8 protein-coding genes and 1 tRNA gene are annotated in these 11,753 nt (G+C 56.0%); 6 read left to right on the plus strand and 3 right to left on the minus strand.

All coding sequences use genetic code 11. The features are described 5' to 3' along the window. The first annotated feature begins 10 nt into the window (after positions 1–10). The gene (locus CTT34_RS12030; RefSeq protein ID WP_159342644.1) at positions 11–499 is read left to right on the plus strand and encodes a pyridoxamine 5'-phosphate oxidase family protein; all 489 of its coding nucleotides are present in this window, start codon (positions 11–13) and stop codon (positions 497–499) included. Further along, positions 492–1,046 (plus strand): CAP domain-containing protein, encoded by a 555-nt coding sequence (locus tag CTT34_RS12035; RefSeq protein WP_254436372.1) that lies wholly within the window; start codon positions 492–494, stop codon positions 1,044–1,046. The genes CTT34_RS12030 and CTT34_RS12035 overlap by 8 nt, the downstream gene beginning before the upstream one ends. A 29-nt stretch (positions 1,047–1,075) precedes the next feature. Here the strand turns inward: CTT34_RS12035 and CTT34_RS12040 are convergent. Both CTT34_RS12040 and CTT34_RS12045 read right to left on the minus strand, forming a co-directional pair. After that, positions 1,076–1,152: transfer RNA gene (locus tag CTT34_RS12040), tRNA-Arg, on the minus strand. A 69-nt stretch (positions 1,153–1,221) separates the two neighbouring features. Beyond that, positions 1,222–2,169 carry an AEC family transporter gene (locus CTT34_RS12045; protein ID WP_159342646.1) on the minus strand — a complete coding sequence of 316 codons (948 nt, stop codon included), beginning with the start codon at positions 2,167–2,169 and terminating at the stop codon, positions 1,222–1,224. 130 nt (positions 2,170–2,299) lie between these two features. Here CTT34_RS12045 and CTT34_RS12050 point away from each other — a divergent pair, with 130 nt between their 5' ends. Further along, on the plus strand, positions 2,300–5,377 hold the full coding sequence (locus CTT34_RS12050; RefSeq protein WP_159342647.1) for a sensor domain-containing phosphodiesterase: 3,078 nt from the start codon (positions 2,300–2,302) through the stop codon (positions 5,375–5,377). Between the two features lie 12 nt (positions 5,378–5,389). Here the strand turns inward: CTT34_RS12050 and CTT34_RS12055 are convergent, their stop codons facing one another. Then, positions 5,390–7,345, minus strand: a complete 1,956-nt coding sequence (locus tag CTT34_RS12055) for a sensor domain-containing diguanylate cyclase (RefSeq protein WP_167520881.1) — start codon at positions 7,343–7,345, stop codon at positions 5,390–5,392. Positions 7,346–7,618: 273 nt separating this feature from the next. Between CTT34_RS12055 and CTT34_RS12060 the strand changes: the two genes are divergently transcribed. The 3 genes from CTT34_RS12060 to CTT34_RS12070 are packed head-to-tail and all read left to right on the plus strand — an operon-like array spanning position 7,619 to position 11,752. Continuing rightward, positions 7,619–9,697, plus strand: coding sequence for a capsular polysaccharide biosynthesis protein (locus tag CTT34_RS12060; RefSeq protein WP_254436373.1), 2,079 nt, complete (start codon positions 7,619–7,621; stop codon positions 9,695–9,697). A 1-nt stretch (position 9,698) separates the two neighbouring features. Next, entirely contained in the window at positions 9,699–10,934 is a 1,236-nt protein-coding gene (locus CTT34_RS12065; protein WP_159342649.1) for a capsule biosynthesis protein, read from the plus strand. Between the two features lie 29 nt (positions 10,935–10,963). Continuing rightward, on the plus strand, positions 10,964–11,752 hold the full coding sequence (locus CTT34_RS12070) for an SDR family NAD(P)-dependent oxidoreductase (protein WP_159342650.1): 789 nt from the start codon (positions 10,964–10,966) through the stop codon (positions 11,750–11,752). Position 11,753 lies beyond the last annotated feature (1 nt).

The raw sequence follows: 11,753 nt of genomic DNA on the forward strand, positions 1-11,753 counted from the left end.
GAGTGACACCATGTCTAGCCCAGAGCATAAGCAAAAAATCTGGAAGATGATCAAGGATATCAAAGTCGGCATGCTGGTCACGCTGGACCGCGACACGCCCCGCGCCCGCCCAATGCATATGGTACAAGACGAATACGACGGCACGCTCTGGTTCTTTACCCGTCGCAGTGCTGAGAAAGTGCTAGAGACCCAAAGCGACCACGATGTGTGCCTGAGCTTTTCGGATCAAGAAGACGGGGTGTATGTCTCGTTATCCGGCAAAGCCAACGTAATCGACAACCGCGAGCTGATCGACAAATACTGGAACCCCTTTGTGGCTGCCTGGTTCCCGGAAGGCAAAGACGACCCGGATGTCGCCCTGCTGGAAGTGAAAGTAGAAATGGGCGAACACTGGAAAGCCAAAGAGAGCAAAACGTTCCAGCTTTACGAGATTGCCAAAGCCAATCTCAAAAAAGACGCCACGCCCGACTTGGGCGAAAATGAGAAATTCGGTGGATAAGCCACTCACAAAGCGCCCGCTTTTGCGGGCGCTTTTATCTACCGCGCTTACGGTGATGGTTGGGATAGACAGCCCGTTTACATGGGCAGCAAGCGACACAGACGCCACTTCCACCGCCTGCGCCCCTACCGAACAGCAGCAACAGATGCTGGCACGTGTTAACGAGGCCAGAAACCAAGCCCGCCAATGCGGCGAACAATCTTTCAACGCCGCCGGCCCCCTCACCTGGAGCTGCCCGCTCACCGCCGCCGCGCAAGCCCACGCCGACGACATGGCCGAGAATGACTACTTCAGCCACACCGGCCAAGACGGCAACAGCGTAGGCGAACGCGCCACCCAACAAAGCTACGCCTGGCGCACCGTCGGCGAAAACATCGCCGCTGGCCACACCACTGCCGACGCGGCTATCGAAAGCTGGATCAACAGCCCCGGCCACTGCCATAATTTAATGAACGATGATTTTACAGAGATGGGTATGGCCCACGCGGAAAATGCCGACGCGCGGTTTACGCATTATTGGGTGCAGACGCTGGGCGCGCCGCGGTGACAAGTAGGACTTTGTGAAGATAGAGTGTTTGGCGTCCCTGGCAGGAGTCGAACCTGCGACCTGCCGCTTAGGAGGCGGCTGCTCTATCCTACTGAGCTACAGGGACTTACGGGGCGAATAGTATAGCGTTTTGATTCGCCTCGGCCAACCAGGGGCTTGGAAAAGCCATGGTGGGCTATATCCAACCCAGCAAACGCAGAGCGAAGATGCCTAGGGTCACGGTGACGCTGGCCATGAGCGTGGTCATGGCGATGATGTTGGCAGCCAACGCGACGTTGCCATTGATCGCTTTGACCATCACGAAACTGGCGGCCGCCGTGGGGCTGGCGAAGAAAAGAAACAGCAACCCCAACTGGTTGCCTGAGAATCCCATCAGCCAAGCGGCCGCCGTGGAAAGCGCTGGAAGTATCACCATTTTGAGACTGCTGGCACTCAGTGCCACGTGGCTGCCCTCTCGCATACTCGACACCGAGAGCGTCGCGCCGATGCAAATGAGGGCGAGCGGTAACGTCAGCGAGGCGAAGTAGTTGCCCGACGTCATCACCCAACTGGGTAGCGGGATGGACAACGCGGTGAACGGTAATGCCGCCACCACTGATAGAATCAATGGGTTTTTGATGATGTGGCCCAGCAGGCTGCGCCAGTCGGTCGCTTGGCCAGGTTGGTACGCCGCTAGGGCGATGACGGACAGGGCGTTGTACATCACGATCACCACGCCCAACAGCAAGCTGCCAGCGGACAACCCATAGTTGCCGTACATGCCCGCCGCCAACGCCAATCCCACGATCCCGCAGTTCCCGCGAAACGCCCCTTGTACGTACACGCCCCGATCCTCTCGAGGCACACGCAGATGCGCCCAGCCCCAGCTCAGCAAAAACTGGCCCAGCGTGGCGAAGGCAAAAAAGAGCAGTAACGGCACATCCAGGGCAACGCTCAAGTCAGCGTTGACGAGACTGAGAAAGATCAGCGTTGGTAGCGTGGCTTTGAACACCAGAGACGACGCCGTCGAAATGAACGCGCTATCGATCCAACCCAGGCGTTTCAAAGCGATCCCTATGAACACCATGGCAAAGACAGGTAGGGTGACATCTAGGGTGCGAGTAAAGAGTTCGAGTAGGTCCACGAAAGCGCTCTCAGTCGAATAAGCATCCTCTTATACTCTACCGTTGACTAAGATTTGTCGACTCGCTAGACAGCCACGCCACCATAAGGGAAAGTAAGCAAAAACGCGCACCGTCACTTATAGGTCACTTATGGTTCCGCCAGTCAGCCATGAAAAAGAAGAGCAGCGCCTTCTCACGCTCAAGCGCTATACCTTGGGCGACCTTTCGGCGGATGACCACTTCGACCGTATTACTCAACTGGCGGCGGCCTACTGCGATATGCCCATCGCACTGATCACGCTGGTCGATGACACCCATGTCTGGATCAAGAGCGGCGTAGGCAAACCCGCCGAGAACATGCTCAGAGAGCGCTCCTTCTGCGGTACCGCGATCGAAGAGCGGACCCTCTATGAAGTGCCAGATGCCCGTGAACACGCGTCCCTGAGAGAGCTTCCGCTGGTGGCCTTGCCGCCACATATCGTGTTTTATGCTGGCGTGCCCCTGGTGGCCGATAATGGCAGCGTGATCGGTACGCTGTGCGTGATGGACAAGCAGCCGCGCCAGCTCTCGAATAGCCAGAAAGAGCTGCTTCAGCAGCTGGCCAGTAGCACGGTGCTGCAATTCGAACACTACCTGTCTCAGCGGGCCTACCACGCCATCAGTAATGCGGCGATTGGCCTATGGGAGATGGACGTACCCAGCCGTGCCACCCACTGGAACGATGTCGTCAATGAGCTTTACGATGTAGGCAAACGCGATGCTCGCACGTTCGAGCAACGCATGGACGCTTACACGCCTGAAGACCGCCAGCGGCTCATGACCGCCATCGACACGGCCATCGAGCACCGCGTGGCGTTTAACGATACGTTTCAACTGACGACCGTCAGCGGTGAACCGCGCTGGGTCAGAATTACCGGCAACCCGCTGGTGGTGAGTGACCGCGTGGTGCAACTCATCGGTACGATGCTGGACGTCACGCCACGCAAGCAGATCGAAACCCAGCTGTTGCGCCAGCAGGCGTTAGAGCAAGCCATCATGCGCGCGCAAGCGAGCTTCATCGACGGCCAGGGCGATGCCAAGGCGCTCAACCCACTGCTGGAAGATCTGCTGGCCCTCACCAGCAGCGAGTATGGCTTCATTGGCGAAGTTCTCTACGACGACACGCAAGCACCCTATCTCGTCGCGCATGCGATCACCGACATCACTTGGGATCAAGCCTCCAAACAGTTTTATGATCAAAATGCCCCCAACGGCATGGTATTCAGCAATCTCGACACCCTGTTTGGTCATGTAATGCGCCATGAAACGGTCGTCATTTCTAACGCGCCCGCCATGGATTCTCGCCGTGGCGGTCTGCCGGCCGGGCATCCGCCACTCAACGCGTTTTTGGGCGTGCCGATTCACTTTAACGGCCACTGCATTGGGATGATCGGCCTCGCCAACCGCCCTAACGGTTATGATGACACCTTGGTGGAGTTCTTGGCACCACTGCTGGGAAGCATCGGGCAGTTTATCAATAACCTTCGCAACCACCGCCAGCAGCGCCAAGACCAGCAGGCCATTGCCCGGCTGTCGATGGTGGCGAAAAACACCAGTAATGGAGTGGTGATCACCGACGCACAGGGCAACATCGAGTGGATCAACGACGGCTTTACGCGGCTCAGCGGCTACACGTTCGACGAAGCCATCGGCAAAAAGCCGGGAAAACTCGTTCAGGGAAGCGCCACCGATAGCGCTACCGTGCGCCGCATTGCCCATGCGTTGCGATATCGCCAACGTTATGAAGAGGAGCTGCTGAACTACCGCAAAGACGGCACGCCCTACTGGGTGCATATCAGCTGCAACCCGTTACCCGCAGGGGAACAGTCCGGTGGCGGTTTCATCGCCATTCAGTCCGACATTACCGACACCAAGCGTCATGAGGAGGCGCTGTATAAAGCCGCCAACATCGATGAGTTGACAGGCCTTCCTAATCAGCGTCTGGCGCGCACGCAATTAGAGGCGCTGACTCGGCAACGCGAGCCTCTGACGGTTTATGTGCTGAATATCGATGATTTCAAACGCCTCAATGATTTGTTTGGCTACGCCGTCGGCAATCGTATTTTGAAGCGTATCGCCGAACGTTTGGCGGCCTTGGTCGCTCCGCTACATCAACAGGGCATTGCCGCGCGGCTTAGCGGCGACGAGTTCGTGGTGGCGGCCCCGACCCAGCAGCTCAGCCCTTCAGCGTTGCACCAAGCCATTCAGGAGCCCATGCAGATACACGGTCATACGTTGAAGCTCACCACGTGTATTGGCATGACATGCTACCCAGAAGACGAAGTAGACTCGGACACGCTTTTTCGCCATGCATACCAAGCGCTGTATCAAGCCAAAACCCACGGTGTATCGCAGTGCGTGCGCTACAGTACCGATGAAGAGCACCTAACTCGGCTACGTCAGCAAGAGCGTACTGCCATTCAACACGGGCTGAGCAACGAGGAGTTCCAGCTTTTCTATCAGCCTCAGGTCGATTTGCAGACGAAGGAGGTCGTGGGGGCCGAAGCGCTGATCCGCTGGCAGCACCCCAAGCGGGGACTTTGTGCGCCAGGGGAGTTTCTCCCCCTCATCGAAGGTAGCGAACTGGAGTTTCGGTTAGGCGAATGGGTCATCGAAGCTGCCCTAAAGCAGCTTCAACAGTGGGAGCGTGTCGGTATCACGCTTCAAGTCAGTGTGAATATCAGCCCTCAACACTTGCTGCATCAGGGCTTCTTACCGCAGTTAGAACAGCTCTTGGCACGATATGCCGATGTTCCCACCCAACGATTGGCCATCGAGATTCTAGAATCTGCCACGCTGGATGATATGCAAGCGGCGCTGCACGTACTCGAAAACTGCCAACGGCTGGGCATCGATGTCGCGCTGGATGATTTCGGTACCGGTTACTCGTCGCTGGCTTACTTCCGCCGCCTACCGGTGCAGTTGATCAAGGTCGACCGTGACTTCGTTCGCGACATGCTGGATAGCGAGGATGACCGTGCGATCGTGGAGAGCATCGTCTTCTTGGCGAAGAAGTTTTCACGCCCTGTGCTAGCAGAGGGTGTCGAGACGCTGGAGCACGCCAAAGCACTGCTGTCATTGGGGTGTTATTTGGCTCAAGGATACGGTATTGCACGCCCCATGCCCGCCGACAAGCTGCCTCAGTGGCTGACCGAGTGGCAACGCGACGGCTTTCTCGATACCTTTTGATCGAAGCGCGCCTTAATCGAAGAGCGCCATAGGGTCGAACTGCTCCGGCAGCTTCACGATGACCCCATCGCGCCCCTGTCCTTTGGCTTCATAACTGGCGGCATCCGCACGGGAAAGCGCCATTTCGACCGTCTCGTCGTTCTCGTCGAAGGTCGTCACGCCGATACTCAGGGTCACGGTGTACTCTTTACCCTCATGGGTAACGGACACCTCGCTTACCGCCTGACGCAGAGACTCCGCAATACGCTCGGCTTGACTCAACGTGCAGCTAGGCAGCAGCACCCCAAACTCGTCTCCCCCCTGGCGTGCCACGTGGTCACTACGGCGCACTTCCCACGCCACGATTTGGGCGATCCGGCGAAGCATTTCATCCCCCAAGGCATGACCACCCTCATCGTTGATGGGTTTGAAGTGATCCAAGTCGAACAGCAGTAACGCAGAGGGGGTGCTGGTCTTCTGGAAGTCGGCAAACGCCTCCTCCAAACGGCGATCGAACCCACGTCGGTTGAGCAGCCCCGTCAGCGGGTCGTGCTCCGCCTCCCAGCGCTGCAACGCCTCCTGTTGGCGGCGCTCGGTGATATCTTTAACGACCCCCACCAAGCCCAACGAATGACCGCCTTTCGAGAGCATGACCACACGGGCGTGAATGTCCAGCCATAGCGTTTCCTGATCGCTGCGTATGAACCGCAGCTGACGAACGAAATCGCTGCCGGTTTTCAAGCTGTGCACCCACATATCCCTGGCACCCTGTCTATCATCAGGGTGAACCTGCTCCATCCATGTTTCCATGGGCGTATCGGGGGGAATGTCCAACATCTCCAAGAGCGACGGGTTCATGTAAGTGATCTTGCCGCCAAAGTTGGCAACAAACATCCCTTGGGGCGTGGCACTCAGCACGGAATCCAAAAAGGCCTGGCGCTCTTGCAAATGACCGACCAACTGCTGACGCTCGTCCTCGACACGGTTAAACGTCACCGCGACTTGCTGCAACTCTTGCATGCTCGTGGCTAGGTCCAGACTCGCGCGCTGCCCCATCCCCACTTCACCAATTTGCGCTTCGAGATGATCCAATGGCTTGAGAATCCGCGCCAACAGCCACCACAGTAGTGGCATCATGATGAGCGCCAGCGCAAACCAGATACCCAGCAGCTTATAAATGAATCCTGAGAGCGGTAACTGTGCTTGGTCAGCGGGCAAAAACAGGCCAATCACCCAATCCGCCGGCCAAACCTGGGCATACGCTTGCAGGCTCACGTTCCCATCGGCCAGCTCGGTTACTCCCTCCCCCTTCCACCCTGCCAGCGCCAGCTCCAACAGGGGATTTAGCTGGTCACTGCGGAGGTCCGCATTGACCAGATCATTGTCAGGATGATAGAGAATCCTGCCCGATGCCGTGGCAACCGCTGCATACCCCTCCTCGCCTAGGCGAATGGTGCCCAGTCGGTTGAAGAGCCCACTGCTTTCCAGGCTGACGATACCGCCAATGAATCCTGCGAATTTGCCATCCTCATCAATGCGCGGAACGCTAATAAGCACAAGGGGCATGCCGCTGGCTCGGCCGACGAACGGCTCACTCACATAGGGGCGACGAATGCCGCGCACCATCTTGAAATATTCCAGCTCGGCGGTTTCCAAGCCCACCCGCCCGGTAACACTCGGCCAGTCACTGACGATGACTCCGTTTTCATCACTAATGACCAACCCCTCGAACCAAGCGAGCAGCGAGTCGTTCTTTTGCAGCTCATAGTTCAGCCACGTGGAATCATCGGACAGCCCTACGGCGCCATTGAGGCGCTCTAAAGCATTGATACGTTGATTGATCTGTTGAGTGATTTCATCAGACAACAGGTTGGCCTGATAACGTAGGTGGGCGATGTTGGTCTCGTGCACCATGGTTTTACCCACCTGCCACGCCATGCCCAGCACGGCCCCCGCCAAGATGGCCAGAGCACAAGAAAGTCCCAGCAACAGCCGGCTTTTTATAGAACGAAATGTAATCAGTCGATGAATCAGGGGGGCTAGGCGCACCAGAGTTCCCTATTTCGTTAACTTTCCTTAAATTGAGCCCTCAGTTTCAGCCTCAATCATGGTTCGAAAAATAACTTACCAAAAACAAGTGAAAAGTGCGCGTTGATATAAGTCAACTTAGATAATTTTTTTCTAAACTGTTTCATCACGTAACGCAAGCTTCCGAACGATAAGCCAAGAGCGTGCGAATTGATAACCACGCTTATTTCACGTATGTTCGCCGCCTGTTTAGTTATCCCTTCTCGAAAAACTGTGGCCCTCTCCATGGCAAAGCGTATCGCAGGTTACATGTACAACGGTGTTAGTAGAATTTCCGCTCTGGCAGCACTGCTACCTGAGTTCGATCATTTTGCCAAGATACGAACACTCACACCCAAGCCTCATGCTGTGATTGGCTGGGGATTGAAGCCGACCAGCATTGAGCCACGTCAGTATGCCAAGCGCCATCGGCTCCCCTATGTAGCGCTGGAGGATGGCTTCCTGCGTTCTCTAGGCTTGGGCGCCTCAGGCTATCAACCGGCCAGCGTGGTCGTCGACTACACCGGGATTTATTACGACGCATCCCAGCCCAGTGATCTCGAAATTTGGCTAAACACAGTTGATTTCAGTAACGAAGAGCTAATCCGCGCCGAGCGCTGCATGGCCATGCTCAAGCGTTACCGGCTATCAAAATACAACCACGCCATCGATACTCCCCCGCACGATACGAATGCAAACGTCCTCGTCGTCGACCAAACGGCAGGCGATGCGTCCATCGAGTATGGGGGTGCTAACGCGGACAGTTTTGCGACGATGCTCGAACATGCCTTGACGAATCACCCAAATGCACGAGTACTCGTCAAAATTCACCCTGACGTGATCGCTGGAGCAAAACGAGGGCATTTGACGAGTGCGCTTGATCACCCACGCTGCCAAGTCATTAGTGAAGACATCAACCCCTGGGCACTGTTCGATCAAGTAGATGACGTATATGTGGTCACCAGCCAGCTTGGCTTTGAAGCTCTAATAGCGGGAAAGCGCGTTCATTGCTTTGGGCTGCCATTTTACGCGGGATGGGGACTCACCCACGACCAAATGCAGTGCCCCAGGCGCGCTAGAAAACGCTCGCTAAAGGAGGTTTTTGCAGCCGCTTATTTACGCTATGCGCGCTACGCCAACCCTTACACAGGTCAATCATCAACGCTTGAGGACACCATTACTCTCATCGCCGATCAAAGACGTCAGCAAGAGCGCCTGAGAGGAAACTGGGTAGCCTGTGGCTTCTCTTCATGGAAAAAAGAGTTCATTGGCTACTTCCTCGGGCCCGCCGCCGTCATTCAATATCAAGACCAGCTCCCGCAGCGACTGTCGAGTCACGCTGAAGCGCCCAATTACTTGGCATGGTCCAGCAGTTTGGATTCAAGCTTTCTCTCTCAAAATGCCGAGCACCTACATAAAGTGTGGCGCATTGAAGACGGCTTCATAAGATCAGTGGGACTGGGGACCGATCTCACTACGCCATTATCGCTGGCTATCGATAATCAAGGGATATACTACGATCCTTCCCAAGCCAGTGAATTAGAAACTCTGTTAGAGAATGCACACTTCGATGATGCGCTACTCATTCGCGCCGCCAAACTTCGCGAACGCTTAGTAGCGCTCAAGCTTTCGAAATATAACGTGGCCGGTAAAGCAGATTTGTCTCTCCCCCGCCATCGACACATCATCCTGGTGCCAGGGCAGGTCGAAACGGATGCATCCATCGCCACGGGATCGCCCGAAATCAGCACCAACAGCGACCTACTTCGCGCCGTTAGGCAAAAACGGCCCGATGCTTTCATCATTTACAAAGCCCATCCAGACGTCATCAGTGGGGCACGGGTTGGGAAACTCGATAGCGATGCCAAACGGCTGTATGATTTAGATGGCAGTCACATGTCCATCACTGCTTTGTTAGACAACGTGCACGGCGTGCACACAATGAGTTCACTGACTGGGTTTGAGGCTTTATTGCGCTATCGTCAGGTAACTACGTACGGGTTACCTTTCTATGCAGGCTGGGGAATCACTGACGATGCCATGCACTGCTCCAGGCGCACACGCAAACTCAATTTGGATGAGCTGGTAGCAGCAACGCTGCTTCTCTACCCTAGCTACGTCGATCCCGCCTCTGGACAATTGTGCAACGCCGAAACGGTGGTCACGCTACTGGAGCAAGCCAAGGCCAAACAGCCGCACTCTCAGAAACACTCGATCACATGGAAACAACAACTGTACCGCTGGTATCGTTACTTGCTGAAAGGAAGGCGCTAACTTGAATCAAAAACGCTCGTTTTTATTCCTGCAAGGGGTATGCTCGCCCTTTTACCAGCGCCTAGCCCGTCGACTCACCAGCGATGGTCACCGTGTCGTTAAAGTCAACTTCAATGCAGGGGATATCCTCTACTGGCAGGGTACCCAGAGTCCTGCACACCTGTTTCGTGGTTCACTGAGTCAACTGCCCGATTACGTAGAGTCGCTGTGGCAGCGTTATAACATTACCGACCAAGTCATGTTCGGCGATCGTCGACCGGTGCACAGGCCAGCGATCGAACGGGCGTCAGATGTCGACATCCGCACCCATGTGTTCGAAGAAGGCTATTTTCGCCCCTATTGGATTACCCTCGAGCGTGATGGCGTCAATAGTCATTCGCGCCTACCAAGAGATCCGGCTTGGTTTTACGAGACAGGTAAAGCGTTGCCGACACCGCCTCAACCTGTCCGCTTCAACTCGCCATTCAAGATACGCGCTCGTCATGACGTCGCCTATCATGTGGCCGGGCTGTTAAACCCCATCATCGCCCCACGCTATCGCAACCACTCTCCCATCTCCGCGCCGATTGAGTATGCAGGCTATATCAGACGCTTCAGACAGCTGAAAGCGTGGAAGGTGCGCGACGCTGGGCGTATTAAAGAGATGATTGCCAGCGGCACGCCCTATTTCATGCTGCCACTCCAGCTCAATACGGATGCACAAATCCGTGACCACTCCTCCTATACAACCATGGAAGAGGTCATGGATGACGTGATGAGATCATTTGCTCAGTATGCGCCCAGTGATGCATTGCTCTGCATCAAAAACCATCCTTTGGACATGGGCCTCGTCGACTACCCCAACATCATTGCACGGCTCTCGGCTTTTTACGGCCTCGACGGACGCATCGTTTACCTAGAGTCTGGAGACCTCAATCAGCTACTGGAGCATGCGACGGGCACAGTCACGGTCAACAGCACCGTAGGCCTAGTATCTTTGGAGCACCAGTGCCCGACCTTTACGCTGAGTGACCCAATTTACAATTTAGCGGGCCTTACCTTCAAAGGATCCTTAGAGGCTTTTTGGCAGCAACCACCGCCCCCCAGCGCCCAACTATTTGCCTATTTTCGTAACACCGTCATGCACGCTACCCAGATAAACGGCGGTTTTTACTGCCAGCCAGGCATCGATCTCGCGGTCAATAACGCCGCCCATATATTAGAAGCCTGCCCATCACCGCTGGAGAAGCTGCTTTGAGTGTTGACGCCACAACCGATCCCACAACTTTGGAACAGACAAAACGTTCACGCTGCGTGCTAATCACCGGCGCGACGGGGGCCATCGGCGGAGCGCTCGCCAAGGAGTATGCCTCCCCACAGACGCATCTCATTCTGCATGGCCGTAACACCGCGGCACTGGAACAGGTGGCCAGCGCCTGCCGAGAGAAAGGCGCGCAAGTGACGCTCTCCTCCATCAATCTCACCGATGAAAATGAACTTGCACAGTGGCTGACGACGCTCAGCGCCGAGCAGCTACCGGATATCGTCATCGCTAACGCGGGCAAGAACACACATCCCGAGCAGTTGGGTGAGCTCGAGCCTTGGACAGACGTTCAAGTCCTGCTGGATATCAACCTCACCACCCCCATTGCCATGGCGCACCACTTGGTGCCCGCCATGCGCGAACGAGGTAGTGGACAGCTGGTCTTTATCAGCTCACTGGCTGGTTGGCATGGGCTACCCAGCACGCCCACGTACAGCGCCAGCAAAGCAGGCATTAAAGCGTATGGCGAAGCCTTGCGGGGCTTGCTAGCCCCCTGTGGCATCGGGGTGACGGTGATCATGCCCGGCTACGTTACCTCCCCCATGTGCAATGCCATGCCCGGCCCTAAACCCTGGGAGTGGCCGCCAGAGCGCGCTGCAAAAGTGATTGCTCGCGGTATCGGTGCCAACCGTGCACGGGTTAGCTTTCCCTTTCCGTTGAATTTTGGCACTTGGTGGCTGGCCATCTTGCCAGCGGGCGTGTCGCAGTGGCTCATCAAACGGCTGGGTTTTGATCATGTAGGGGGCCAGTAAG

Source organism: Halomonas meridiana (assembly GCF_009846525.1).
Taxonomy (GTDB): domain Bacteria; phylum Pseudomonadota; class Gammaproteobacteria; order Pseudomonadales; family Halomonadaceae; genus Vreelandella.

Bases quoted from the DNA above. Each gene is read 5' to 3' on its own strand.
- CTT34_RS12030 (WP_159342644.1), top strand. From the start codon at position 11: ATGTCTAGCCCAGAGCATAAGCAAAAAATCTGGAAGATGATCAAGGAT.
- CTT34_RS12050 (WP_159342647.1), top strand. From the start codon at position 2,300: ATGGTTCCGCCAGTCAGCCATGAAAAAGAAGAGCAGCGCCTTCTCACG.
- CTT34_RS12060 (WP_254436373.1), top strand. From the start codon at position 7,619: ATGTTCGCCGCCTGTTTAGTTATCCCTTCTCGAAAAACTGTGGCCCTC.